The organism is Stenotrophomonas forensis, from assembly GCF_028752115.1.
Classification (GTDB): Bacteria; Pseudomonadota; Gammaproteobacteria; order Xanthomonadales; family Xanthomonadaceae; genus Stenotrophomonas; species Stenotrophomonas forensis.
Window position 1 is genome coordinate 32468 of sequence record NZ_CP082270.1, and the last position, 24384, is coordinate 56851.

The window sequence follows — 24384 nt, forward strand, 5'->3', positions numbered from 1 at the left end:
GGGGATACCCACGATGCTAGGGCAGGCGGCGCGCAACAGGGTTGCAAAAGTTGCGTCGATTGGCCTTATTGGCGCAATATCCTTGCGTACTCACCATGTTGCGGGGCAACAATGGCCGGAGAAGTCCAGTTCGATCGCACGGATATACGTCTGCTGGCCGAAATCCAGCGGGATGGGCGCGCCACCAACGCCGAACTGGCGACGCGGGTGAACCTCTCCCCCTCGGCCTGCCTGCGCCGCCTGCAGCGGCTGGAAAGCGAGGGCGTGATCGTCGGTTATGGCGCGCGGCTGGAGCCACGGCAGCTACGCCTGGGCCTGCAGGCCTTCGTGCGGGTGCAGCTGGAAAAACACGACCAGGCCGCCATCGGCCACTTCGTGGACAGCGTGCAGGGTTGGGATGAAGTGGTGGCCTGCCATGCGCTGACCGGCGACATGGACTATCTGCTGCATGTCTACGTGCGCGACCTGGAACACTTCTCGCACTTCCTGCTGGACCGGCTGCTCAACGCCGGGGGCGTGGCCGATGCCAATTCCAGCTTCGTGCTGCGCACGGTCAAGGGCTTCCAGGCACTGCCGCTGTCGCAGCTGGAGTCCTGAGCGGCCACCGGGCGTGCCCGGTGGCCAGGCATCAACCGATCAGCACTTGTCCTTGCGGCCCATCAGCTTGCCCAGGCGCGAGGCTTCCTCGCACTTCGGCGCCGCCACCGGCGCGGGTGCGGCTGCCGCAGCACGTGCCTTCTGCAGCTGCTGGATCTTCGCGCGGATCTGCGGCATCGCCGCCATCGCGGCCTTCTCGCCCTCCAGGATCGCGGTGCCGCGCTGGCTGAAATCGGCAGCGCCGATGTCCAGTACCTTCGGCCGGATCACGATGTCGGCGCGCGCCAGTTCCTGCTCGCCCAGGCGCTGGCCCATGATCGAGATCGACTGGTTGACGATGCCGAGCATGCCGGTGGGCGCCTTGCCACTGGCCTTGCTGGAGATGTCCACTGCGATCACGAAGTCGGCACCGAGCTGGCGCGCGGCATCGACCGGCACCGGGCTGACCACGCCGCCATCGATGTAGTTGTGGCCACCGATCTTCACCGGCTCGAACACGCCGGGGATGCTGCTCGACGCACGCACGGCCTGGCCGACGTTGCCGCGCACGAAGATCGCGCGCTCGCCGGTTTCCAGCTGCGTGGCGACCGCGGCGAACGGCTTCTTCAGGCGTTCGGCCGGGCGGTTGGCCACCTGTTCGTTGACGTAGTCCTGCAGCTTCTGGCCCTGCACCAGGCCGCCGGAGAACAAACGCACGTCGCGGATGCTGGCTTCGTCCAGCGCCACCGCCTTGCTCTGCATCTGGAACGCGTCCATGCCGCTGGCATACAGCGCGCCGACCACGCTGCCGGCGCTGGTGCCGGACACCACCACCGGTTCAAAGCCGTTGGCTTCCAGCATCTTGATCACGCCGATGTGGGCGAAGCCCTTGGCTGCGCCGCCACCCAGCGCGATGCCGATCTTCACCGGCTTGGCCTGCGGCACCACGGTCGGTGCCGGCGGCGGCGTGGGACGGACCGGATCGCCGCCGCAGCCGGCCAGCAGGCCTATCAGGGCGACGGACAGCAGCATGCGGGGGCGGAACAGGCTCATCGGCAATGCGCTCGCGGCGCCGGATTCTGGAAAGGGCGCCAGCATACCGAAGCGCTGGCGGGGCGGGCAGGGTGGGGAGCCTCGCCCATTCAGGAAAGGAGTGCGGTAGCTGCCGACCTTGGTCGGCACCCGCAGATTCCAGTGCCGACCAAGGTCGGCACCTACCGGGCGAGTGGGTCAGAACCGGTTGTCGCCGTCCAGCATCCGGCCGAGTCCGCCGAGCACCGAGCCCTCGCCACGGCTCTGGCCACCGCCCTGCGGCGCCGCCATCCACATGCGTCCGGCCAGGCGCGAGAACGGCAGCGATTGCAGCCAGACCTTGCCCGGGCCGGTCAACGTGGCCAGGAACACGCCCTCGCCACCGAACAGCATGCTCTTGACGCCGGTGACGCGGCGCACATCCATGTCCACGGTCGGGTGGTAGGCCACCACGCAGCCGGTATCCACGTCCAGGCGCTCGCCAGCGGCCAGCTCGCGCTCGATCACGCAGCCGCCAGCGTGGATGAACACCCAGCCGTCGCCCTCCAGCTTCTGCATGATGAAGCCCTCGCCGCCGAACAGCCCGGTCATGATCCTGCGCTGGAACTGCACGCCGATCTGCACGCCGCGCGCGCCTGCCAGGAAGCTGTCCTTCTGGCAGATCAGGCGGCCGCCATGCTGGTCCAGCTTCATCGCCAGCACGGTGCCGGGGTAGGGCGCGGCGAAGGCGACCTTGCCCTTGCCGTGGCCGCTCTGGGTGTAGACGGTGGCGAACAGGCTCTCGCCGGTCAGCACGCGCTTGCCGGCGGCCATCACCTTGCCCATGAAGCCGCCCGGGTCGCCATTGGCAGCGCCGAACACCGTGTCCATCTGCACCGTGGCGTCCTTGAACATCAGCGCGCCGGCCTCGGCGATGGCGCTTTCGCCGGGGTCGAGCTCGATCTCCACGAACTGCATTTCATGGCCGACGATACGGAAGTCGATGTCGTCAGCGCGGCCGCTGGAGACGGCGGGGACCGGCGGCGGGGTCGTGGGCATGCCCGGTGCCGGCGCCTGCAGCTCGGCCACGTCGGGGATGGGGGTCCATCCGCTCATGCCCTGGCACCAGGCCAGCGCGCGCGGGTTGGCCTGCGCATAGCGGCGCGCGGCTGGGTCATCGAGCGGGCCGACGCGGTCGGCCTGGGCGGAGGCATGGAAGTACCACTGGGTCATCGCGACGGCTCCGCAGGGCTGGAAAACCCCGAGTCTAGCGAGCGCGCCGGGGCGCGGGCGACGGCGCCATGAACGGCAGGCATTTGCGAGGCAGGTGCTGTATTGCAACAATTATCTGGTAGCGCCGTTTTACCACCCCTCCAAACACAGCCTACCGCCATGTCCCCGACCCGCACTTCCCGTGGCCGATTTCCGGTCGCGCGCCCCCTCGTTGCCGCTCTTTCCGCCCTGCTGCCGCTGGTAGCAGCCGCCCAGGAAACCCCCGCTGCCAAGGATCCGGTTGCCCTCGATGCCCTGCAGGTGACCGCGCAGCGCCGCGTCGAGAACGCCAAGGACGTACCGGTCGCACTGAGCGCGATCCAGGGCGAGAAGCTGGATGTGCTCGGCTCGGCCGGCGATGACATCCGCTTCCTGGCCGCGCGCGTGCCCAGCCTCAACATCGAGTCGTCCTACGGCCGTGCCTTCCCGCGCTTCTACATCCGCGGCCTGGGCAACACCGATTTCGACCTCAATGCCTCGCAGCCGGTGTCGCTGGTGTATGACGACGTGGTGCAGGAAAGCCCGCTGCTGAAGGGCTTCCCGCTGTTCGACCTGGCCAACGTGGAAGTGCTGCGCGGCCCGCAGGGCACGCTGTTCGGCCGCAACACCCCGGCCGGCGTGGTCAAGTTCGATTCGGCGCGTCCGTCGCAGGATGCCGATGGCTACATCCGCGTCGGCTACGGCAGCTACAACAGCTGGAACGTGCAGGGCGCCTATGGCGGCCCGCTGACCGACCGCTGGTCGGCGCGCGTGTCGGCGATCTACCAGCGCCGCGACGACTGGGTCGACAACACCCGCGTCGGCGCACCCAACAGTGGCTTCGAAGGCTACGACGAAGCTGCCGGCCGCGTGCAGTTCCTGTACGAAGGCGACGACTTCGAAGCGCTGTTCAACCTGCACAAGCGCAAGCTCAACGGCACCGCGCGCCTGTTCCGCGCCAACATCATCCAGAAGGGCGGCAATTCGCTGGTCGAGAACTTCGACCGCGACAAGGTGGCCAACGACGGCGTCAACTTCTCCGACCTGGAAACCTGGGGTGGCAGCGCGCGCCTGCAGTGGAACCTCGGCTCGGTGACCCTGCACTCGATCACCGGTTATGAAACCGCCGAATCGCTCAACCGTGGCGACATCGACGGCGGCTACGGTGCAGCATTCCTGGGGGCCGGCAACTACGGCCCGGGCCTGATTCCGTTCTCGTCCGAATCGGCCGACGGCCTGCCGCACCACCGCCAGTGGACGCAGGAAGTCCGCATCGAGTCCAACGAGTGGGGCCGCTTCGATTGGCAGGCCGGCGTCTTCTACTTCGATGAAGACGTGACCATCAACAACTTCAACTACGACTCGCTGACCCCGGGCAATCCGCAGACCGGCCACGTGGTGCAGAACCAGCGCAACAAGGCCTGGGCGGTGTTCGCCTCGGGTGACTTCGACGTCACCGACCGCTTCAAGCTGCGTGCCGGCGTGCGCTACACCCAGGACAAGAAGGACTTCAGCGCCAGCGTGCTGCAGGCCGTTCCGTTCGGCACCCCGGTCAGTGGCCCGTACCTGGCCAACACCGACGTCAACGACGTCAGCTGGGATGTCAGCGGCGTGTACAAGCTGACCGATGACATCAACGCCTACGCACGCGTGGCCAAGGGCTTCCGCGCGCCGTCGATCCAGGGCCGCCTGGCCTTCGCCCCGGGCCTGTCGCAGGCCGATTCGGAGAAGGTGATCTCGTATGAAGCCGGCATCAAGGCCGACCTGTTCGAGCGTCGTGCACGCCTGGGCCTGAGCGTGTTCCGCTACAACGTCGACGGCCAGCAGCTGATCGCGGTGGGCGGCAGCAACAACACCGCCACCCTGCTCAATGCCAACAAGACCATCGGCCAGGGCGTGGAGCTGGACCTGGAGGCCTACCTGGCCGACAACGTCCTGCTGACCTTCGGCAGCAGCTACAACGACACCGAGATCAAGGACAAGAACCTGGCGGTGGCGATCTGTGGCGGTGGCTGCACCATCACCGACCCGACCACCGTGATCGGTGGCCAGACCTATGCGCTGGTCAACGGCAACCCGCTGCCGCAGGCGCCGAAGTGGATCCACAACGCGACCCTGCGCGTCGGCTTCCCGCTCAGCGATGGCAGCGAGCTGTACGCCTACACCGACTGGGCCTACCGCAGCGAGGTCAACTTCTTCATCTACGAGTCGCCGGAATTCCGCGGCCGTAGTTCGCTGGAAGGCGGCCTGCGCCTGGGCTACAACTGGGATTACGGCCAGTACGACGTGGCCGTGTTCGGCCGCAACCTGACCAACCAGACCCGCGTGGTCGGCGCGATCGACTTCAACAACCTGACCGGCTTCCTCAACGAGCCGCGTACCTGGGGCGTGGAATTCACCGCGAAGTTCTGATGCGGTTGAGGCAATGACCGTTCGCCGAAAGGGGGACGGGAGCACGGAAGGCGCGGCGCAAGCTGCGCCTTCTTTGTTGCAGGATACGGCGAAATAATGTCGCATTTGGACTCAAATCAGTCCTGATTGGCGTCGACAGACAAAAGCGGTGTAGGACTGTGCGCACCGGAATCTCCGGGGAGAGGAGGAAGCGCGATGACGTGCAGAACGCTTCAGGCTGTCGTGGTATCGATCGCCTTGCTGGTGTCCCTTCAATCGCGTGCGCATGTGGCTGGCGTCGACACGGCCCCACTGGCACAGCTGGAAGAGCAGCGGCGCGATCTGGACAGGCGAACGGCATCGATCACCGACCGTCGATCTTTCGATGCGCATGCAAAAGCAACCGAAGGCACCGGCGCCTTTCCACTCTACAAGCTTGCCCCTGCATCGCGTGCCCGATTTGTCGAATCATTGCGATTCAATGCCCGCGGACTGACCACGTTCGACTACTCCGATCTCGTGAGGGAACTGGGAGCTGCTGACATCCACCGGCTGCTCAAGCCCTTCGGCTTCCAGCATCTGCTTGCCGTGATTCCAGATGTCAGGGTGAACTCGCAGGAGGACAAGGAGGTACTGGAGACATTGCGGGCGACCCGTGCCCTGCGTTGCGGCATGGGCGAGCATTGCAATGAAACGGACTACCCGGGTTACAAGTGCATCCAGCATGCGACCTGCGAGGACTCGACCCAGCACATATGCACGTCCAACTGCTGATCGCCGCGATGCGGCACCCACGGATTGGTCACGCCATGGTCCTGCGGGCGAGCCTCTGGACTGTTGCCGTGCTGTACGCAGCGACGCGGGCCTGGCCCTGCATGGCCGCGGAAACCCTCGAGGAAGGCTACGCTGCCGTGCTGCATGCGATGGACAGGCTTTCCGGGCCAGACCACGCCTGGCACGACCGCGGCAACCAGGTTGAGTACACCTTCCAGGCCCACGTCCTGCCTCATGCGCGTGCTCTACCCGCGCTTTCGACCCAGGACCTGCGTCTTCTGTTGCGAGCGATCCACGCGACGACACGTGCAACCAGGCAGCCCGATCATTCCGGGCTCGCCATGCGGGTCGGCCTGCAGCTGCGCGCGCGAGGCGCGCTGCTTGCCGCTGACATGCGCGAGGGTGCAGCCATTGCCGTGATCAGCCGCGATCGCAGTGCACTGAAGCCCTCATCGCCATGGGCGCCCGCCTTTGGCGGCCACCCGCTACCCCAGATGCCGGAGGCCGTACAGCGCTTCGAGTACTGGATGCCCAGCCCTGACGGCGCGGCCTACAGCAGCGGAGTCGCAGACATGGCCTCACTGGATATCGTCGTCATCGCGCATCCGGCCTGTGGATTCACCCGCGCGGTCGCCGACGCAGCACGCGTGGATCCACAGCTGCTCCAGATGCTGTCCGGCGTTCGTTCGCTCTGGCTTTCACCACAGGACGGAACGCTGGATACCCGCATCTTCACCAACTGGAGCAGGCGTCACCCCGATCTGCCGATACGCATCGCGGCACGTCAGTCGGCGTTCCCTGCGTTTGACTACTGGGGAACGCCGACCTTCTACGTCCTGCGCGATGGCGAGGTTGCTGCACGTGTTGTCGGCTGGCCACGCGATGGGAACAAGACTGCGCTTGTGCAGGCATTCGCCAAGGCTGGCATCAGGATAGCCGGACCGCCATGACCGCAAGCGCAGCGGAGCGGGATTACAGCGCGCTCTGCGGGCGCACCTTCAGCACGGCATTCTCGGTGGCACAGTCGCGGCTGGAGTGCAGGCCGGCCTTGCGCGCGGCGGCGATCTCCCTGCGTGCGGCCAGCAGATCCTTGTTGAACGCGGCGTTGTCGTGCAGGCGGGCAACGGCGGCGGCGCCCATGAAGCGGCCTTCGAGGATGTCGCTCTGCCAGTGCACGTTGCACACCAGGCGGCTCTCGCCGTAGTTGCGGCCGCGGGCCTGGATGGCATCGGCGCGATCCGGAGCGATCTCCGACAGGATCAACGCCCAGGCCCAGCCGATCGAGGTGTGGCCGGACGGGTAGGAGCCATTCTTGCGTAGGCCGTCTTCGTCCTTCGGCGAGCAGGTCGGCTCACCGTTGACCATGAACGGGCGCGGGCGCTGGTAATGGTTCTTGGCGGCTTTGGTGGCGGCGCTGGCGTCGATCCGGCTGCGTTCCAGCAGGCGATACAGGGCCGGGGTCTTCACCGCATCGACGTCGATGTCGGCGGCACAGGAGAAGTGGTTGGCGCCCTCGGGGAAGCCGAGTTCGGCATCGATGCCGGCCTGGGCGAAGCGCGGGCTGCCACGCAGCGCGCGGGCTTCACGGCTGACCTGCTCGTCGAGGGCGAGGGCAGCCGAACCGGTCGCCGGCGGCGCCGGCACCAGGTCCAGGCTGGCCGGTACCGCACTCTTGTCCAGGTAACCCACCGCCTTGGTGGTGATGTTGGCTTCGACGGCGGTCGGCTTGGCGGCGGTGGCGGCGCAACCGGCCAGGGCAACCCCTACGGCGAGGCCGAGCAGCGGGCGGGCAGGGCGGGAAATCGGCGACATGGACAGGCTCCGGGGAGAAAACATCGCGCCATGATCGCAGCCCCCATACGACATCGCAGTGGCCATCGGTCATACCGCCAGACCCGGCACGGTCATTGCCGCGATATGAAAAGCGTCATCGATTGGCCTCAGTCTTCTGAATCCGGGCGCAGCGCACGGACTTTCACGCGCCTGCGCCGTGAGCATCGGCACAACGGCAGGCACCGGGGGCCGTCCAGTCACAGCCGGGTCGGGGGGATCCGCTGACAGAGGGAGAGACGCGATGCGCAGCACCGCAACAGGAAGTACCGTCCTGGCCCTGGTCCTCGGGCTGGCAACAGCGCCGGCGCAGGCCGCCGACGTGGTCGGCGTGGCCTTCGTGCATGGTACCGGCGCGCAGACCAATGCCACGCAGGATTACTGGCAGCCGGCCATCATCGACACCGTGCGCCAGGGCTTGCCGAACAGCAGCAACTACGTGGTCATCAACTGCGATTTCACCCAGTACATGTGGAAGCCGGAAGCCGCCGGCTGCCTGGCCAACCAGCTGACCGGCTTCATCGACAGCCGTGGCATCACCCAGCTGGTGGTGATCACCCACTCCAACGGCGGCAACGTGATGCGCTGGATCCTGTCCAACCCGACCTACGACAGCCGCTATCCGAAGATCATCCGCACGGTGCGCAGGGTCAACGCACTGGCACCGTCTTCGGCAGGCACGCCGCTGGCCGATGCGGTGCTCAACGGCAACACCTTCGAAACCTCGCTGGGCTGGCTGCTGGGCTACAAGAACGACGCGGTGCGCCAGCAGCAGGTGGCGAGCATGGCCACCTACAACGCGCAGAACCTGTACGGCACTGCCGGCCGCCCGGCATTGCCCAAACCCTTCCGCGCGGTGGTCGGCAGTGATGTCGAATCGGCGGTGTGGGACAGCAACAGCTACTGCGGCGGCTATGCCGCCAATGTCGGCCTGGAGTTCACCCAGAACTGGCTGTCGTCCTGTTCCGATGGGTTCCTGGAGTGCAGCAGCCAGAAGGCCGCCGGCACCACCTGGTTTACCGACAAGGCGCGCACCCAGGGGGCAGAGCCGCTCAGCCACAACCAGAGCCGACGCGAGTGCTTCGGCCTTGGCACGATCCTGCGCAACGACCTGGCCCAGTGAGGGAGACGACCATGACGATCCATTCCACCCTGCTCGCCAGTGCCGTGCTGGCAGTACTGTCCCTTTCCGCCGTGCAGGCCGCGCAGCCGCTGCAAGCCACCCGCGCAGGCGATCAGGTACCTGCGGCACTGGTGGCCGCGCCGCTGCCTGCTGATGAAAGCGAACACGCGCCGTTGTCGTTTGCCTGGGCGCTGGACCCGGCACAACCGCTGCAGGCCGCCACGCCGTATGCCTCGGTCAGCCGCAGCTACTGGCAGCAGGTCGACGGCACGCAGCTGCAGCGCGGCCTGGACCTGCCGCTGACGGCGGCCGATGCGGTGATCCAGCTGAGCCCGGCCGAAGGTGCCCGCGCGCTGCCGGCCAGCACCCTGCAGGTACGCGACCCGGCCGGCCGCAGCAGCGTGGCCCGCAGTGTCGATGCACGCGCACTGCAGGACGCCGGAATGCCAGTGCGTGACGGCAGCAGCATGCTGCGTACCGGCGCGACCAGCGCGGCCGGTGCCTACACGCTGCAGAGTGCACAGGCGCAGGGCCGCTACGTGGTGCAGGTGCTGGAACCGAACAGCCCGCTGCGGCTGGAAGTGCAGGCCAGCCAGGCGCAGGTGCTGGCTGGCAGTAGCGTGCAGCTGCAGGCACGCCTGCTGGAAGACGGTGCCACCACTGCAACGTTGGCATCGCGTCGTGGCGGCCTCGGCGGTGAGGCCCTGCTGGTCGCACCGGATGGCCGCAGCTGGCCGCAGCGCCTGCTGCGCACCACCGATGGCAGCCTGCGCGCGCAGGTGCGGATCCCGGCCGATGTCGGTACTGCGCAGGGGCTGTGGGAACTGCAGGTGTTCGCCCAGGCCGACGGTGTGCTGCGCGATGGCAAGGTGGCCTTCGCGGTGGCGCGACCGACCGCGCGCTTCAGTGGCCAGGCGACGCCGGACCCGGCCAGCCGCCAGGTGGCGCTGCCGCTGCAGGTGGCCGCCGCCGGCCGCTACGAGGCGCGGGGCACGCTGTATGCCACTGCCCGCGATGGCCAGTTGAAGCCGGTGGCACAGGCACATGCGGCGGCGTGGTTCGATGGCCCGGGTGCTGGGCAGCTGGTGTTGCCGTTCGACCAGGCGGCATTGCCCGCGGGCTTCGGTGCGCCGTACGAACTGCGTGACCTGCAGCTGCAGGACCAGAGCCGGATGGCACCGATCGAGTCGCGCGCGCTGGCGTTGCGGTTCTGAGGTTGCGTGCAGCGGGCCGGGTTCCGGCCCGCTGTAACGCTCCCTGTAGAGCCGAGCCATGCTCGGATGCTTCTGCTCGCGGAGAACGGCAGTCGAGCACGGCTCGACTCTACAGACGGCTACGGAAAGCGATGCGTCTGTCTACCCTGCATACGCGGTCAACCGGCCTTCCTGTTCGCATACGGTGATCGCGCCGCCGAACACCGCCGACAACGGTTCGTTGCGCAGCAGCTCGGCACGGCTGCCATCAGCCAGTACGCGGCCATCGCGCAGCAGTACCACCCGCTCGATCTCGGGAATGATTTCTTCAATGTGGTGGGTCACCAGCACCAGGGTGATGCCCTGCTGCGCCAGCACCCGCATGGTTGCCACCAGCTGCTCGCGGGCGACCAGGTCCAGGCCGGTGGACGGCTCGTCCAGCAGCAGCGCCTGCGGCCGGTTGACCAGCGCGCGGGCGATCAGCACGCGGCGGGTCTCGCCGGCCGACAGCTCGGCATAGGCGCGTTCGCGCAGCGACAACGCTCCGGTCATCGCCAGCGTCTCGCCGACGCGTGTACGCATGTCGGCGGTCACTTCGCGGAAGGCCGGCACCACGTAGCTGGCGAAGAAACCGGACAGCACCGCCTGTTCCACGGTCAGCCCGGGCATGTCGGCCAGGTTGCTGCTGAGGTCGCCGGTGACGATGCCCAGCTGCGAGCGCAGCCGGTCCACCTGCCAGCGGTTCTGGCCCAGCACCTTGACGGCGACCGAGCCGTCGCCCTGTGCCAGCGGGTACAGCTCGCGGGTGATCAGCTTGATGAAGGTCGACTTGCCGCAGCCGTTGGGGCCGAGCAGGGCGGTGTGCTGGCCCTGCGCGATGCGCAGGCTGAGCCCGTGCAGCACCTTCACCTGTCCGCGCACCACGGTGGCGCGGTCCAGTTCAATCAACGGGGGCAGTGCCGCAGCGGGCGCGGCGGCGGTCATGGTGCTGGCGCGTGGATCAAGGTTCGACAACTCGGGTCCCCAACTGTGAACGGTGCCACGGATGGCGGTGCAGATCGCCGCCGCAGGGATGCAGTTTGCAACGCAAGCGCCCATGATGTCTGCCATCCCCGCGCCGAACCGGAGCGCCGTCATGCCCGATGCCCTGATGTCCCTGTTGACCGGTGGTGTGCTCGGCCTGGGGTGGTGGGCCATGTTGGCGGTCCTGCTGGTCTTCACCCAGATCACCATCTTCTCGGTGACGCTCTACCTGCACCGCAGCCAGGCCCACCGCGGGGTCGATTTCCACCCGGTGCTGGCCCACATGTTCCGCTTCTGGCTGTGGCTGACCACCTCGATGATCACCCGCGAATGGGTGGCCATCCACCGCAAGCACCACGCCAAGGTGGAGACCGAGGACGATCCGCACAGCCCGGTCACCCGCGGCATCGGCAAGGTGTTCTGGCACGGCGTGGAGCTGTACCGCGAAGCCCGCGGCCAGCGCGCGGACATCGAGCAGTACGGGCGCGGCACCCCGGACGACGTGATCGAGCGCCGCCTGTATACCCCGCACGCCACGCTTGGCCCGGTGCTGCTGCTGGCGATCAATACCCTGTTGTTCGGCCTGCCCGGCGTGGCCCTGTGGGCGATCCAGATGGCATGGATTCCGTTCTGGGCGGCCGGCGTGGTCAACGGCCTGGGCCACTGGTGGGGCTACCGCAACTATGAGTCGGCCGATACCTCCACCAATCTGACGCCGTGGGGCTTCTGGATCGGGGGCGAAGAGCTGCACAACAACCACCATGCCTTCCCCAGCTCGGCGCGCTTTGCGATGCGGCGCTGGGAATTCGACATCGGCTGGAGTGCGATCCGCCTGCTGCAGGCGCTGCGCCTGGCCAAGGTGCTGCGGGTGGCGCCGGCCATGGACGTGCGCCCGAACATCGCCGTGCCTGATGCCGAAACCCTGAAGGCGCTGCTGTCGCACCGTTTCCAGGCGATGACCGATTACCAGCGCAATGTGTTCATGCCGGCCCTGCGCGAGGAGGCCGCCCACGCCGGGGCCAAGCTGCGCCGCCTGCTGCCACACCGGCTGCGTCGCGGCCTGGTCAACGACGGCCGCTGGCTGAAGCCGGACAGCCGTGCCCAGCTCAGTGAATGGGTGGCACAGCGGCCGCGCATCCGCACCCTGGTCGAGTACCGCGGGCGATTGGCCGCGCTGCTGGAAGCGCGCGGCCACGATGCGGCCGAGCGCCTGCATCAACTGCAGGCCTGGTGCCGCGAGGCCGAGGAAAGCGGTATCGCGGCGTTGCAGGCCTACGCCGCACGCCTGAAGGGCTACAGCCTGGTGGGCGCGTGAGGGCAGGGCTCGGGCTGCTGCTGGCTGCCCTGCTGCCGGGTGCTGCGCTGGCCCAGGTCACCGATACCGCCAGCTACCTGCAGCGGATGGACAGCGATGGCGACGGCAAGGTCAGCGAAACCGAGTATGTGCAGTGGATGCTGTACGCCTTCGACCGCATGGATCGCAATGGCGATGGCGTGCTGAGCGCCGAGGAGCTGCCCGGGGGCAAGGGCAGGGCGATCAGCCGCGAGCAGCAGCGGCAGGTGATCGTGCAGCGCTTCCACAGGCAGGATGCCAACGGCGACGGGTTCCTGGATGCGCGCGAGCTGGCGGCGCCGCCGCGCTGAGCACGCCTGCCGGCGCCCGGCCATGCCCGGCGCTGAGGCGTAGAATCGCCGCATGCCTGAACTGCCCGAAGTCGAAACCACCCGTCGCGGCCTGGCGCCGCACCTGCAGGGGCGCCGTGTGCATGGGGTGATCCTGCGCCGCGCCGATCTGCGCTGGCCGATTCCGCCGGAAGTGGCCGAGCTGCTGCCGGGTCAGCGCATCGAGGATATCCGCCGGCGCGCCAAGTACCTGCTGCTGGATACCGCCATCGGCAGCGCGGTGCTGCACCTTGGCATGTCCGGCAGCCTGCGTGTGCTGCCCGGTGATACCCCGCTGCGTGCGCATGACCACGTCGACATCAGCCTCGACAACGGCCGCCTGCTGCGCTTCAACGACCCGCGCCGCTTCGGCAGCCTGCTGTGGCAGCCGGCCGGCGAGATCCACCCGCTGCTGCAGGGGCTGGGCCCGGAGCCGCTGGACGACGCCTTCGATGGCGATTATCTGTTCGCCCGCAGCCGTGGCCGCAGCGCGCCGGTGAAGACCTTCCTGATGGACCAGGCGGTGGTGGTGGGCGTGGGCAACATCTACGCCGCCGAGAGCCTGTTCAAGGCCGGCATCAGTCCGCTGCGCGAGGCGGGAAAGATCTCGCGCGAGCGCTACCAGCGGCTGGCCGACGCAGTGAAGGAGATCCTGGGATATGCGATCACCCGCGGCGGAACCACCCTGCGCGATTTCATCAGCCCCGACGGCGCACCGGGCTACTTCGAGCAGGAGCTGCTGGTGTACGGCCGCGATGGGTTGCCCTGCCCGAACTGTGGCCGCGCGCTGAAGCACGCCACCATCGGCCAGCGGGCCAGCGTCTGGTGCAGCCACTGCCAGCGCTGAGCCGGGCAGCCAGCGGCAGCTGAACGGGCAAGGGGCGTCTCCGCTGCCCGTTAACGTTTGTCTGCCTATGATGGCCGACCTTCCCACCTGTGCCTGACGCGCCTGCATGCAACGACGCGACTTCATCCGCAATGCCTCCCTTGCCCTGGCTGCATTCGGCCTGCCGTCCCTGCCCGCATGCGCGGCCAGCAAGAGCGGCCAGATGGGCCTGCGCCGCCTCGGCCAGCCGCAGCCGTTCGACTTTGCCACCCTGAAGGGCCAGGCACGCGCGCTGGCACAGGCGCCCTACAAGAGCCACAAGCGGGTGCTGCCGGGCCGCCTGGAAGGCCTGGACTGGGACCAGTACCAGTCGATCGGCTACCGCCAGGACCACGCGCTGTGGGCGGACCAGCCAGGCAGGTTCCAGGCCAAGTTCTTCCATCTGGGCCTGTACTTCCATTCGCCGGTACGCATGTTCGACGTGGTCGACGGCAAGGCGCAGGAGCTGGCCTATGACGGCGCGGCGTTCAACTACGGCAAGAGCGGCATCAAGGATGGCGAACTGCCGGCCGACCTCGGCTTCGCCGGGTTCCGCCTCAACACACGCAAGGATACCGACCGCGACTTCGCCGCGTTCCTCGGCGCCAGCTACTTCCGCGCGGTCGGCAAGGAGGGCCAGTATGGCCAGTCCGCACGCGGCCTGGCGATCGACACCGGCATGGGCAAGCCGGAGGAATTCCCGGATTTCATCGCCTACTACCTGGAACAGCCGTCGGCCGATTCGGAGACGATCGTGGTCTATGGGCTGCTGGATTCGCCCAGCGTGGCCGGCGCCTATCGCTTCGCCATCACCAATGGCGACGTGCTGCTGATGGACATCGACAGCGCGCTGTACCCGCGCAAGGCCATCGAACGCTTGGGCATCGCACCGTGCACCAGCATGTACCAGGTGGGCGAGAACGACCGCCGCATGGGCTGGGACTGGCGCCCGGAAATCCACGATACCGACGGCCTGTCGCTGTGGACCGGTGCCGGTGAGTGGATCTGGCGGCCGTTGCTGAACCCGCGCAACCTGCGTTTCAACATGTTCGTGGACCGCAACCCGCGCGGTTTCGGCCTGCTGCAGCGCGACCGCAACTTCGACCACTACCAGGACGATGGCGTGTTCTACGAGAAGCGCCCGTGCCTGTGGGTGGAGCCGAAGGGCGGGTGGGGCGAGGGCTCTGTGCAGCTGGTGGAGATTCCCACCGTGGACGAGACCTTCGACAACATCGTGGCGTTCTGGAACCCGAAGGAAAAGCCGCAGCCGGGCCAGGAACTGCTGGTCGGCTACCGCCTGTACTGGGGCGCCGAACCGCCGGCACGGCCGCCGCTGGCGCACTGCGTCGCCAGCCGCACCGGCCTGGGCGGCGTGGTCGGCAAGAAGCGTGAGTATTTCAGCTGGCGCTTCGCGGTGGACTTCGAAGGTGGCGAGCTGGCCTCGCTGATCGACAAGGCCGAGGTTGAAGCGGTGGTGGAAGCCAGCCGCGGCCGGGTCGAGATCGTGTCGGCACGGCCGTTGCGCGAGATCAACGGCTACCGCGCGATGTTCGACCTGGTGCCGCCGGAAGGCAGCACCGAGCAGATCGACATCCGCCTGTTCCTGCGCAGTGGTGGCAAGACCCTCACCGAGACCTGGCTGTACCAGTACACCCCGCCGCCGGCGGGTGCGCCGGAGCGCACGCTGTACTGAGGGGGGGGCGGTCGCAGGGCTTGCAGCCCTGCACCTGCTGACGTCAACGTCAACGTCAAAAGCGGGCATTCCGTGGGATGGCGGGGTGGGTCCGGTTGAGGGGGACGGCGTAAATACGTCCATGTAGCCTCGGTCGCGCCATCCATGGCGCTCACGCCCCCTCAACCGGACCCACCCCGCCTTCGACAGTTTTGCGCGATCTGTTGGAACAGCTCGTGGGGTCAGATCCGTTTTCCGAAGGAAAACGGATCTGACCCCGGAATTTCATTCGATATCTGACAGATGTGTCGACCAAGGTCGACACCTACCAACAGTCGCGGGGATCTGTCAGAGGTGGGGCGGTGTGGGCTTGCAGGACCGTTGGCGCCATGGATGGCGCCATCGAGCCCCCAGGGACGGGTTTACGGCGTGTCCTGCAATCCCACACCGCCCCGCCATCCCACGGAATGCCAGCTTTCGCTGTTGCTGTTGCTGTTGCCGGCCAGCGGCCGGCACTACCGCAGGTGCAGGGCGCAGCCCTGCCGAACACCCCTTACAACGGCAGCGGCGCTTGCGCCGGGTCGATCCGCCCTTCACCGCGGGTGATCTTTTTGAATTCGGCGCGGCTGACCGACACGTAGCGGTCATTGCCGCCGATCTCCACCTGCGGGCCATCCTGTACCGCGTGGCCATGCTCGTCCACGCGCACGGTCATCGTGGCCTTCTTGCCGCTGTGGCAGATGGTCTTGATCTCCTGCATCTCGTCGGCCCAGGCCAGCAGGTACTGGCTGCCTTCGAACAGCTCGCCGCGGAAATCGGTGCGCAGGCCGTAGCAGAGCACCGGAATGCGCAGCTGGTCGACCACCTCGCTGAGCTGCCAGACCTGGGCGCGGGTCAGGAACTGCGCCTCATCCACCAGCACGCAGCCCATCGGCCCGTTCGCCGCCAGATCCTGCTCGACCCAGCGCTGCAGGTCGGTATCGCGGTCGAAGGCCATGCCATCGGCGCGCAGGCCGATGCGCGAAGCGACCACGCCGGCGCCGGCACGATCGTCCAGGCGCGGGGTCAGGATCGCCACCCGCATGCCGCGCTCGCGGTAGTTGTGTGCGCTCTGCAGCAGGGTGGTGGTCTTGCCGGCGTTCATCGCCGAATAGTAGAAGTAGAGCTTGGCCATCGACGGATTGTACGCCGCAGCCCCAGTCCGCCGAAGCCGTTCAGCAACCCCACCGGCGGCCGGCTGTGGTCGTCACCCGGCCCCGCTACAATCCTGTCCCCATGCACGGTCTCAATCCCCCCCAAGCCGCCGCCGTCCTGCACATCGAAGGTCCGTTGCTGGTGCTCGCCGGCGCGGGCAGTGGCAAGACCCGCGTGATCGTGGAAAAGATCGCCCACCTGATCGGCTGTGGCCGCTACCCGGCCCGGCGCATCGCGGCGATCACCTTCACCAACAAGTCGGCCAAGGAAATGCGCGAGCGCGTGGCCAAGCGCCTGCGCGAGCAGGATGCCGACGAGGTGACGATCTGTACCTTCCATGCGCTGGGCCTGAAGTTCCTGCAGATCGAGCACGCTGCGGTGGGCCTGAAGCGCGGCTTCTCGATCTTCGATGCCGACGATGCCGCTGCGCAGATCAAGGACCTGATGTACGGGGCCAAGCCCGACGACATCGAGGACATGAAGAACCTGGTGTCGCGCGCGAAGAACGCCGGCCTGTCGCCCGAGCAGGCGATGGCCGCCGCACGCAGCAACCGCGAGAAGGAAGCGGCCAGCGTCTACGAGCGCTACCAGCTGCGCCTGACCGCGTTCAATGCGGTCGACTTCGACGACCTGATCCGCCTGCCGGTGCAGATCCTGGAAGAGAACCCGGAGATCGCGCTGGCCTGGCGCGAGCGCATCGGCTACCTGCTGGTGGACGAATGCCAGGACACCAACGACGCGCAGTACCGCCTGCTCAAGCAGCTGGCCGGCGACAAAGGCAACTTTACCTGCGTGGGTGACGATGACCAGTCGATCTACGCCTGGCGCGGCGCCAACCCGGAAAACCTGCAGCAGATGGGGCGCGATTACCCCGCGCTGGAGATCATCAAGCTGGAGCAGAACTACCGTTGCTCCAACCGCGTGCTGCGCGCGGCCAACGCGCTGATCGCCAACAACCCGCACGAGCACCTGAAGAAGCTGTGGAGCGACCAGGCCGACGGCGAGCGCATCCGCGTGTGGGAATGCCGCAACAGCGAGCACGAAGCCGAAAAGGTCGCGGCCGAGATCGCCTTCGTGGCGCAGTCGCGCAATGTGCCGTGGAGTGATTTCTGCATCCTGTTCCGCGGCAACTTCCAGTCGCGTCCGTTGGAAAAGGCGATGCAGCTGCTGCGCATCCCGTACCACCTGACCGGCGGCACCATGTTCCTGGAGCGCCAGGAAGTGAAGGACACGCTGGCCTGGCTGCGCCTGCTGGTGAACCCGGACGACGACACCGCGTTCATGCGCGCGGTGCAGTCGCCCAAGCGCGACGTCGGCGCCGGCACGCTGGCCAAGCTGGCCGAACTGGCACAGGAAAAGGACATGCCGATGGCGCAGGCCGCCGAGGCGATCGGTGCCCTGCAGCAGCTGCCGCCGCGTGCCGCCAACAGCCTGGCCCGCTTCACCGACATCCTGCGCGACCTGCGTGCGCAGACCCGGCAGGTCACCTCCGGCGACATGATCCGCAAGGTCGCCAAGGAATCCGGCCTGCTCAGCGAGCTGCGCCAGCAGGCCAAGGAGGAGGCCAGCTACCAGCGCCGCGCCAACAACATCGAGGAACTGGCGCAGTGGTTCGAGGGCGGCCCGCGCGGTGCCACCGCCGCCGACCTGGCCGGACAGCTGGCGCTGCTGTCGCGCAGCGACAAGGACGAGGGCGGCAACCAGGTGCGGATGATGACCATGCATGCTTCCAAGGGCCTGGAATTCCCGTACGTGTTCATCGTCGGCTGCGAGGACGGCGTGCTGCCGCACCAGGTCAGCCTGGACGAGGGCAACCTGCAGGAAGAACGACGCCTGCTGTACGTGGGCATCACCCGGGCCAAGATCCAGCTGTGGATGAGCTACAGCAAGCTGACGCGCAAGTTCGGCGAGCACGTGCGGCTGAAGCCGAGCCGGTTCTTCGAGGAGATTCCGGCCGAGGAGATCCAGCGCGATGGTGCGGATCCGGTGGCCGATGCGGCGCGGAAGAAGGAGCGCGCAACGGCGGGGTTGGCGGCGATCGAGGCGCTGTTCGATTGAGGATCGAAAAGCCACTAAATTGGTATTCCAATCCGTCCGATTGACGCTTCTGGCCTTGAGCCTGCATCGGGTTGAGGCCTAGTGTGAGCGCACCCGAAGTGCGCGCCGTGTCCTTCATAGTGTCCAACGACATCCCTGCTGTTCTCACTCATACCTTCCTCGGGCTGGGCCTGGTCCTGCTTGTTTCAGCGCTTCTGGCCTACGTTGGTGCCAGGCGCTTCCTCGATGGGGCGGTCATTGCCGATGGCAGGATCACCCATGTGGGTGCCATCCGTGTTGATCGCGGTGGTTCGCGCACTTCAGTGGTGAAGTTCGTGTACTCGGTGGACTTCACTACCAGCAGCGGGCAAGTGATGCGGTTCATCGCAGGTCGTACCCGCCATCGTGCCTACATGACGGGCGATCATGTAGATGTGCTGTACCTGCCGGACCGCCCGGACAAGGCCCTGGTGCGTTCGCTCTCATCACCCTGGGGCCTGAGCGTCATACTGGGATTGAACAGCGGCCCATTCCTGCTGGCGGCGGGACTTCTGCGCCTGCCGCAGGCGGCGAGGGCATGGCGGCGCAGGCAGCTCCTTCGCCACGGGACACGGGTGCAAGCCAAGGTCCGGGCGATCAAGCGCGATCGCGGAGTATTTTCGGGGGGAAAGCATCCGTTCGTCATCGTCTGCGCCTGGCGCGATCCTGAAACCACTCGATGGCATGTCTTCCACAGTGCGTATCTCTGGGCCGATCCCCGTGCACAGGTGAGTGGGCGTGAACTGGATGTCCATGTCATGCCGGGCAATCCGCGCTACTACCATGTCGATACCTCCTTCATTCGATCAGCGCCGGCACCTGCACGCTGATCGATCAACCCGGCCAGCACCATACCCACCCTCCTCAGATGTTTTTTGCTGTTTTTCTTTGCCGTGGGCCTGCTGATCCTTCTGGCCGCCGCCTGGCTGTTCGTGGACGTCCAGCGTTTCGCGCGCAAGGCCGTTTCCGTAACCGGAACGGTGGTGGCCGTCCAGGCAGAGGATGCCCGGTCGGAAATGGAGGGGATGCCCGCACGTGACATCACCCTGCATCGCCCGGTGGTGAGGTTCCAGACCGGACAGGGGCAGATGATTCAGTTCACCGCGTCCTTTGCTACCGGGGCACCACTGTACGTGGTCGGCGAACAGGTACAGGTGCTATATCCCGGCGGCATGCCTTCCAAGGCTCGTATCCAGCACCCGGGATTGCGCTGGGGCGCACCGCTGCTGTTGGCGCTGATGGGCATGGGGTTCTGCCTGATCGCCGCATGCGTCCATCGCCTGTGCGTGCGCTACTGGCCGATCCTGTTCGGCCCGCGTGACGGGGCATGTGGCTAGGCTGAGCATCGTAGTGGCCCACTTGGCCTGAGCGTGCTGCACGGCGGGCGCTGGCGTTGCAAAATCGAGGTATTCCTTCCGGAGCCCACCCATGCAACCCATCGAAAGCAAACGCCTGCGGCTGCGCCGCCTGGAACCAGACCGGGATGCTGCGCCGATGCTGGCACTGCTCAACGATCCGGGCTTCCTGCGTTTCATCGGCGACCGCAACGTGCGCAGCGAAGAGCAGGCGCGCGAGTACATTTCGCTGCGCGTGCTGCACAGCTATGCGTTGAACGGGTTCGGCATGTACGCCATCGAGCGGCTGGCCGATGGTGCCTGGCTGGGCAATGCCGGGCTGGTGCGGCGCGATGGCCTGCCGGGGCCGGATATCGGCTATGCGGTGCTTTCGGAATTCGCCGGGCAGGGCTATGCCGGTGAGGCGGCGCGGGCGGTGTTCGCCTACGCGCGTGGCGAACTGGGCCTGCACGATCTGTATGGCATCACCGATCTGGACAACGTGGCGTCCGGGAAGATCCTGCTGGGCCTGGGCATGCAGGAACGCGGGGTGATCCAGCTGCCGGGCGTGGACAGCCCGAGCCGGCTGTATGCCACGCCGGGCGCGGCGCAGGTCTGACCCCGCGCCGTGGTGGGTGCCGACCGTTGGTCGGCACGATTCAAATGCAGTGCCGACCACCGGTCGGCACCCACCCCCTCAAGTGCCGCGCAGTTCGGCCAGCTGCGCCTGCAGTTCGGCCACGGCCGCTTCCAGCTGGGCCACGCGCTCGGCCAGGCCCGGGTCGGTGGCCTCGCCGCCACCGCCGCTGCTGGCGTACTTGGCCGCCAGCGCCGCGCCGTCCACCTCGCCACACAGCAGGTGCATGTAGCGGTCTTCGCGCTGGCCGCTGGCACGCGGCAGCACTAGCAGCAGCGCGCGCTGCTGCAGGCGCTCGATGGCGTGGCGGGCTTCGTCGGTGTCGGCGAAGCGGTGCAGGCGTTCGCTGCGCGTCACCAGCTCGCCCAGCGTCTGCGGCCCACGCAGCAGCAACAACGCCAGCAGCACGGTCTGCTGCCGGGTCAGGTCCAGCGCGGCCTGGAGGCGGTGCTCGTAGCGGTCAGCCCGTGAGGAGAAGTGCTGGCGGGCCAGGCCCATCGTCTCCAGCTGGCGCAGGGCGTGCTGCACGCTGCCGGCGTCGACGTTCATCACCGGCTCGCGGGCGGTCTTCTGGTTGGCCGCCGACTGCGCGGCATTGACCGTCAGCGGGTAGGTGTCCGGGGTGGTCGCCTCCTTTTCCACCAGGCAGCCCAGCAGGCGGGCCTGCACGGCGTCGAGCAGGGGAACGTCGGGGGTCTGGGCGGAATCGGTCATGGCGCCTCCGGAAGGGCAACGGGTCAACCGCCAAGCATAGCCGTCCCGGCGGCGGCTTTGCCGGTAAAATGCGCCGGTATATCTGATTGCCGGTGAACCCATGCGTCGTCCCGTTTCCCTGTCCCTGACCCTGCTCGCCACCGCGGCGCTGGGCCTGTCTGCCTGCAAGCGCGTGGATGCGCCTGCCGCCGAAGCCACTGCCCCGGAGGCCCCGGCCGCCGCTGCCAAGGCGGAGGGTGCGCTTGATGCCACCGCCAACGACAATCTCAATGCCGTGCTGTGGATGCAGCGCGCGCAGGAATACAAAGCGATCACCGAGCAGACCTACCGTGCCGCCGCCGACCACCTGGACGCAGCGCTGAAGGAAGCCCACTGGGACGCACTGGTGCCGGAGGAGCGCGGCAACGAGGCCAAGGGCCTGAAGCCGGCCGTGGTACTGGACGTGGATGAGACCGTGCTGGACAACTCGCCCTACCAGGCGCGCCTGGTGCGCGACGGCAAGGAGTACGACGAGCTGACCTGGGACCAGTGGGTGGCCGAGAAGAAGGCCAAGGCCATTCCCGGCGTGGTCGATTTCGCCAAGGCCGCCAACGCCAAGGGCGTGACCCTGCTGTACATCTCCAACCGCGCCGTGCACCTGAAGGACGCGACCCTGGCCAACCTGCGCGAGCAGGGCCTGCCGGTGGCCGACGACAGCGTGTTCCTCGGCCTGGGCACCGTGGTGCCGGGTTGCGAGCAGAACGGCAGCGAGAAGAACTGCCGCCGCCGCCTGGCCGGGCAGCAGTACCGCGTGCTGATGCAGTTCGGCGACCAGCTGGGTGACTTCGTGGAAGTGACCGCCAACACCAACGACGGCCGTGACGCGCTGCTGCAGCAGTACCACGACTGGTTCGGCGAGCGTTGGTGGATGCTGCCGAACCCGACCTACGGCGGCTTCGAGCCGGCGCAGTTCAACAACGACTACAGCCAGTCGCGCCAGGCCCGCCACGACGCCAAGCGCGCCGCCCTGGACTACGCACCGTGAGCCGCGCGCCACTGCCGCTGCGCGATGACGAGCGCCTGATCTTCGCGCTGGACGTGCCCGACCGCGTGCAGGCACTGGAGTGGGTGGATCGCCTCGGCGACAGCGTGGCGTTCTACAAGATCGGCATGGAACTGCTCGCCTCCGGCGAGTACTTCCAGGTGCTCGACGAACTGGCCCGGCGCGACAAGCGGGTGTTCGTCGACCTGAAGTTCTTCGACATCCCGGCCACCGCCGCGGCGGTGATCAAGCGGTTGTCGCAGTGGCCGGTCAGCTACGCCACCATCCACGGCTGGCATCCAGCGATGATGGAGGCCTGCGCGGCCGCCAACAGCAGCGACATGCGCCTGCTGGCGGTGACCGTGCTGACTTCGATGGGCCGCCCGGACCTGGCGCAGATGGGCATCGACCGCGAGCCGGTGGACGTGGTGGTCGAGCGCGCGCTGGCCGCCCAGGCGGCGGGCATCGATGGCGTGATCGCGTCGGGCCAGGAAGCTGCGCCGATCCGTGCCGCCACCGGTGCCGGGTTCTCGATTGTCTGCCCGGGCATCCGCCCCGGCGGCCCGGTCGGCGATGACCAGAAGCGCACCGTGGGCGTGGCCCAGGCCTTCGCCGATGGCGCCGATGCCATCGTGGTCGGCCGCCCGATCCGCCTGGCGGCCGATCCGCAGTCGGCCGCACGGGCGATCCAGCAGGAAATCGCGTCGGCTCTGGCTGCACGCTGAGCCTTCGGCATACGCCGGTCACACCGGCACTACGAACGCCATCGCGACCCGTGCGCGATGGCGTTCGCATTTGTGCGGCCGCCACTGACGCAGGCAGCACAAGGCGCGGAAACTGTGCGCGCGTTCGCCCTGTGGGGATCATCACTGCTTCCCAATCGATGCACCGGCACGGACCGCGGCCGCGCCGGTTCCAACCATCGATAGAGGAGTACAGGGATCATGTATCGCAGCACCTCTTTGTTCATCGGCCTGCTGTTGGCCGCGTCCGCCGCACCCGTCATCGCCGCACCGCAGGCGCGTGAGGTACCGCGCATCATCGGCGGCGAAGCCGCCCAACCGGGCGAGTACCCGTTCATGGTCAGCATCCAGGGCGTCTTCGACGGCGACTCGGACCATGACCGCCATTTCTGCGGCGGAACGCTCATTTCTCCTTCGTGGGTACTCACCGCCGCCCACTGCCTGCAGGGCGAACAACCGACCGGCCTGGCGGTACTGGGAGGACAGACCACGCTCTCCACAGAGACCGCGTCGCGCAGCTCCAACGTCAAGGCGATCCACGTCCATCCCGCCTTCAACAGCGGCAATTCGCTGGAGCACGACGTCGCCCTGATCCAGCTCAGCGCGCCGCTGTCCGATGCGCAGCCGGTCGCCCTGCGGCTGCGGCCCGATGCGAGCTATCTCAAGCCAGGACGCGAGTTCACCGTGATCGGCTGGGGCGACACCGACATCGGCGATGGCCGTGTCTATCCCACCCAGCTGCAGACGGTGCAGGTGCCGTTCGTACCGTTCAACGAATGCCAGCAGGCCTACGGCGGTGAGCTGTCGAGCGGCAAGGTGATCTGTGCCGGCCGCGAGGGCATCGACAGCTGCCAGGGCGATTCCGGCGGTCCGCTGCTGCTGCGACTGCGCGAGGGCTGGACCCAGTTCGGCGTGGTCAGCTGGGGCGAGGGCTGCGCGCTGGCCGGCTATCCCGGCGTTTATGCCCGAATCGCCGAAAAACACGCCGTAGATTTCATTGAGGCTGTCTGGCAGCGTGATTGATTCAATAAAATCAAATAGATATATCGTATTACGTGAAGTGTTGCCTTAACTTGCAGGGCAGCGTAGGATCGCCGCCATCCGGTCCCTGGACCGGACATGTGCCACAACACTGTCCTCCGGCCCCGTGCCGGCTTGAAGAGCCTGTGATCCCCGTGATCCCGGCTCTTTTTTTATGGTTTTCAATCACTTGTATCGCCGTTGGCGGAAACCGTGACGGCCCGGCTTGCCGCTGTCACGTCGCAGGCCGCAAGATGCGGACCGGTCCGGGGAG

At 67.3% G+C, this 24384-nt stretch carries 23 protein-coding genes; 17 read left to right on the forward strand and 6 right to left on the reverse strand.

What is annotated here, in order from left to right; genetic code table 11:
- Positions 1-111 precede the first annotated feature (111 nt).
- The gene (locus K5L94_RS00150) at positions 112-597 is read left to right on the forward strand and encodes an Lrp/AsnC family transcriptional regulator (protein ID WP_053448379.1); all 486 of its coding nucleotides are present in this window, start codon (positions 112-114) and stop codon (positions 595-597) included.
- Between the two features lie 39 nt (positions 598-636).
- On the opposite strand, the gene K5L94_RS00155 is transcribed toward K5L94_RS00150, so the two are convergent.
- Positions 637-1629 (reverse strand): patatin-like phospholipase family protein, encoded by a 993-nt coding sequence (locus K5L94_RS00155; protein ID WP_133936308.1) that lies wholly within the window; start codon positions 1627-1629, stop codon positions 637-639.
- A gap of 177 nt (positions 1630-1806) precedes the next feature.
- The gene (locus K5L94_RS00160) at positions 1807-2820 is read right to left on the reverse strand and encodes a TIGR00266 family protein (RefSeq protein ID WP_053448381.1); all 1014 of its coding nucleotides are present in this window, start codon (positions 2818-2820) and stop codon (positions 1807-1809) included.
- A 159-nt stretch (positions 2821-2979) separates the two neighbouring features.
- Here K5L94_RS00160 and K5L94_RS00165 point away from each other — a divergent pair, with 159 nt between their 5' ends.
- The 3 genes from K5L94_RS00165 (at position 2980) to K5L94_RS00175 (ending at position 6953) form a co-directional block, all read left to right on the forward strand.
- Positions 2980-5250, forward strand: coding sequence for a TonB-dependent receptor (locus K5L94_RS00165; RefSeq protein ID WP_053448382.1), 2271 nt, complete (start codon positions 2980-2982; stop codon positions 5248-5250).
- Between the two features lie 195 nt (positions 5251-5445).
- The gene (locus K5L94_RS00170) at positions 5446-6003 is read left to right on the forward strand and encodes a hypothetical protein (protein WP_180878551.1); all 558 of its coding nucleotides are present in this window, start codon (positions 5446-5448) and stop codon (positions 6001-6003) included.
- Positions 5985-6953, forward strand: a complete 969-nt coding sequence (locus K5L94_RS00175; protein WP_274511503.1) for a hypothetical protein — start codon at positions 5985-5987, stop codon at positions 6951-6953. The genes K5L94_RS00170 and K5L94_RS00175 overlap by 19 nt, the downstream gene beginning before the upstream one ends.
- A gap of 22 nt (positions 6954-6975) precedes the next feature.
- Here the strand turns inward: K5L94_RS00175 and K5L94_RS00180 are convergent, their stop codons facing one another.
- The gene (locus tag K5L94_RS00180) at positions 6976-7815 is read right to left on the reverse strand and encodes an acid phosphatase (RefSeq protein ID WP_274511507.1); all 840 of its coding nucleotides are present in this window, start codon (positions 7813-7815) and stop codon (positions 6976-6978) included.
- 262 nt (positions 7816-8077) lie between these two features.
- Between K5L94_RS00180 and K5L94_RS00185 the strand changes: the two genes are divergently transcribed.
- Both K5L94_RS00185 and K5L94_RS00190 read left to right on the forward strand, forming a co-directional pair.
- Positions 8078-8956: a hypothetical protein gene (locus K5L94_RS00185; protein ID WP_053448386.1), complete on the forward strand. Its 879-nt coding sequence runs from the start codon at positions 8078-8080 to the stop codon at positions 8954-8956.
- 11 nt (positions 8957-8967) lie between these two features.
- On the forward strand, positions 8968-10170 hold the full coding sequence (locus K5L94_RS00190; protein ID WP_274511513.1) for a DUF4785 domain-containing protein: 1203 nt from the start codon (positions 8968-8970) through the stop codon (positions 10168-10170).
- A 141-nt stretch (positions 10171-10311) separates the two neighbouring features.
- On the opposite strand, the gene K5L94_RS00195 is transcribed toward K5L94_RS00190, so the two are convergent.
- The gene (locus tag K5L94_RS00195) at positions 10312-11133 is read right to left on the reverse strand and encodes an ABC transporter ATP-binding protein (RefSeq protein ID WP_274511520.1); all 822 of its coding nucleotides are present in this window, start codon (positions 11131-11133) and stop codon (positions 10312-10314) included.
- A 151-nt stretch (positions 11134-11284) separates the two neighbouring features.
- Between K5L94_RS00195 and K5L94_RS00200 the strand changes: the two genes are divergently transcribed.
- From K5L94_RS00200 to K5L94_RS00215, 4 genes are all read left to right on the forward strand, one after another.
- The gene (locus K5L94_RS00200; protein WP_274511522.1) at positions 11285-12487 is read left to right on the forward strand and encodes a DesA family fatty acid desaturase; all 1203 of its coding nucleotides are present in this window, start codon (positions 11285-11287) and stop codon (positions 12485-12487) included.
- Entirely contained in the window at positions 12484-12816 is a 333-nt protein-coding gene (locus K5L94_RS00205; protein WP_053448390.1) for an EF-hand domain-containing protein, read from the forward strand. The genes K5L94_RS00200 and K5L94_RS00205 overlap by 4 nt, the downstream gene beginning before the upstream one ends.
- Before the next feature lie 52 nt (positions 12817-12868).
- Positions 12869-13681, forward strand: a complete 813-nt coding sequence (gene mutM / locus K5L94_RS00210; RefSeq protein ID WP_005421105.1) for a bifunctional DNA-formamidopyrimidine glycosylase/DNA-(apurinic or apyrimidinic site) lyase — start codon at positions 12869-12871, stop codon at positions 13679-13681.
- A 106-nt stretch (positions 13682-13787) separates the two neighbouring features.
- Positions 13788-15392 carry an OpgD/OpgG family glucan biosynthesis protein gene (locus K5L94_RS00215; protein ID WP_053448391.1) on the forward strand — a complete coding sequence of 535 codons (1605 nt, stop codon included), beginning with the start codon at positions 13788-13790 and terminating at the stop codon, positions 15390-15392.
- A 532-nt stretch (positions 15393-15924) separates the two neighbouring features.
- Here K5L94_RS00215 and K5L94_RS00220 read toward each other — a convergent pair.
- On the reverse strand, positions 15925-16545 hold the full coding sequence (locus K5L94_RS00220) for a thymidine kinase (RefSeq protein ID WP_008264720.1): 621 nt from the start codon (positions 16543-16545) through the stop codon (positions 15925-15927).
- Positions 16546-16646: 101 nt separating this feature from the next.
- On the opposite strand from K5L94_RS00220, the gene K5L94_RS00225 reads away from it, so the two are divergent.
- The 4 genes from K5L94_RS00225 (at position 16647) to K5L94_RS00240 (ending at position 20594) form a co-directional block, all read left to right on the forward strand.
- Positions 16647-18623: a UvrD-helicase domain-containing protein gene (locus K5L94_RS00225; protein WP_053448392.1), complete on the forward strand. Its 1977-nt coding sequence runs from the start codon at positions 16647-16649 to the stop codon at positions 18621-18623.
- 83 nt (positions 18624-18706) lie between these two features.
- Entirely contained in the window at positions 18707-19471 is a 765-nt protein-coding gene (locus tag K5L94_RS00230; protein WP_187299784.1) for a DUF3592 domain-containing protein, read from the forward strand.
- Positions 19472-19534: 63 nt separating this feature from the next.
- Entirely contained in the window at positions 19535-19978 is a 444-nt protein-coding gene (locus K5L94_RS00235; protein WP_187299785.1) for a DUF3592 domain-containing protein, read from the forward strand.
- 91 nt (positions 19979-20069) lie between these two features.
- Positions 20070-20594 carry a GNAT family N-acetyltransferase gene (locus K5L94_RS00240; RefSeq protein ID WP_053448395.1) on the forward strand — a complete coding sequence of 175 codons (525 nt, stop codon included), beginning with the start codon at positions 20070-20072 and terminating at the stop codon, positions 20592-20594.
- A gap of 78 nt (positions 20595-20672) precedes the next feature.
- Here K5L94_RS00240 and K5L94_RS00245 read toward each other — a convergent pair whose 3' ends face one another.
- Positions 20673-21326 (reverse strand): YceH family protein, encoded by a 654-nt coding sequence (locus tag K5L94_RS00245; protein ID WP_053448396.1) that lies wholly within the window; start codon positions 21324-21326, stop codon positions 20673-20675.
- A gap of 100 nt (positions 21327-21426) precedes the next feature.
- Here K5L94_RS00245 and K5L94_RS00250 point away from each other — a divergent pair, with 100 nt between their 5' ends.
- From K5L94_RS00250 to K5L94_RS00260, 3 genes are all read left to right on the forward strand, one after another.
- Positions 21427-22350 carry a 5'-nucleotidase, lipoprotein e(P4) family gene (locus K5L94_RS00250; protein ID WP_053448397.1) on the forward strand — a complete coding sequence of 308 codons (924 nt, stop codon included), beginning with the start codon at positions 21427-21429 and terminating at the stop codon, positions 22348-22350.
- The gene (gene pyrF, locus K5L94_RS00255; protein WP_053448398.1) at positions 22347-23072 is read left to right on the forward strand and encodes an orotidine-5'-phosphate decarboxylase; all 726 of its coding nucleotides are present in this window, start codon (positions 22347-22349) and stop codon (positions 23070-23072) included. The genes K5L94_RS00250 and pyrF overlap by 4 nt, the downstream gene beginning before the upstream one ends.
- 219 nt (positions 23073-23291) lie before the next feature.
- Positions 23292-24113, forward strand: coding sequence for a S1 family peptidase (locus K5L94_RS00260; protein ID WP_053448399.1), 822 nt, complete (start codon positions 23292-23294; stop codon positions 24111-24113).
- The last annotated feature ends 271 nt before the right edge of the window (positions 24114-24384 follow it).

Coding starts and splice junctions, on each gene's coding strand:
- K5L94_RS00150 (WP_053448379.1), top strand. CDS start 112: ATGGCCGGAGAAGTCCAGTTCGATCGCACGGATATACGTCTGCTGGCC.
- K5L94_RS00155 (WP_133936308.1), bottom strand. CDS start 1,629: ATGAGCCTGTTCCGCCCCCGCATGCTGCTGTCCGTCGCCCTGATAGGC.
- K5L94_RS00160 (WP_053448381.1), bottom strand. CDS start 2,820: ATGACCCAGTGGTACTTCCATGCCTCCGCCCAGGCCGACCGCGTCGGC.
- K5L94_RS00165 (WP_053448382.1), top strand. CDS start 2,980: ATGTCCCCGACCCGCACTTCCCGTGGCCGATTTCCGGTCGCGCGCCCC.
- K5L94_RS00170 (WP_180878551.1), top strand. CDS start 5,446: ATGACGTGCAGAACGCTTCAGGCTGTCGTGGTATCGATCGCCTTGCTG.
- K5L94_RS00175 (WP_274511503.1), top strand. CDS start 5,985: ATGCACGTCCAACTGCTGATCGCCGCGATGCGGCACCCACGGATTGGT.
- K5L94_RS00180 (WP_274511507.1), bottom strand. CDS start 7,815: ATGTCGCCGATTTCCCGCCCTGCCCGCCCGCTGCTCGGCCTCGCCGTA.
- K5L94_RS00185 (WP_053448386.1), top strand. CDS start 8,078: ATGCGCAGCACCGCAACAGGAAGTACCGTCCTGGCCCTGGTCCTCGGG.
- K5L94_RS00190 (WP_274511513.1), top strand. CDS start 8,968: ATGACGATCCATTCCACCCTGCTCGCCAGTGCCGTGCTGGCAGTACTG.
- K5L94_RS00195 (WP_274511520.1), bottom strand. CDS start 11,133: ATGACCGCCGCCGCGCCCGCTGCGGCACTGCCCCCGTTGATTGAACTG.
- K5L94_RS00200 (WP_274511522.1), top strand. CDS start 11,285: ATGCCCGATGCCCTGATGTCCCTGTTGACCGGTGGTGTGCTCGGCCTG.
- mutM (WP_005421105.1), top strand. CDS start 12,869: ATGCCTGAACTGCCCGAAGTCGAAACCACCCGTCGCGGCCTGGCGCCG.
- K5L94_RS00215 (WP_053448391.1), top strand. CDS start 13,788: ATGCAACGACGCGACTTCATCCGCAATGCCTCCCTTGCCCTGGCTGCA.
- K5L94_RS00220 (WP_008264720.1), bottom strand. CDS start 16,545: ATGGCCAAGCTCTACTTCTACTATTCGGCGATGAACGCCGGCAAGACC.
- K5L94_RS00225 (WP_053448392.1), top strand. CDS start 16,647: ATGCACGGTCTCAATCCCCCCCAAGCCGCCGCCGTCCTGCACATCGAA.
- K5L94_RS00240 (WP_053448395.1), top strand. CDS start 20,070: ATGCAACCCATCGAAAGCAAACGCCTGCGGCTGCGCCGCCTGGAACCA.
- K5L94_RS00245 (WP_053448396.1), bottom strand. CDS start 21,326: ATGACCGATTCCGCCCAGACCCCCGACGTTCCCCTGCTCGACGCCGTG.
- K5L94_RS00250 (WP_053448397.1), top strand. CDS start 21,427: ATGCGTCGTCCCGTTTCCCTGTCCCTGACCCTGCTCGCCACCGCGGCG.
- K5L94_RS00260 (WP_053448399.1), top strand. CDS start 23,292: ATGTATCGCAGCACCTCTTTGTTCATCGGCCTGCTGTTGGCCGCGTCC.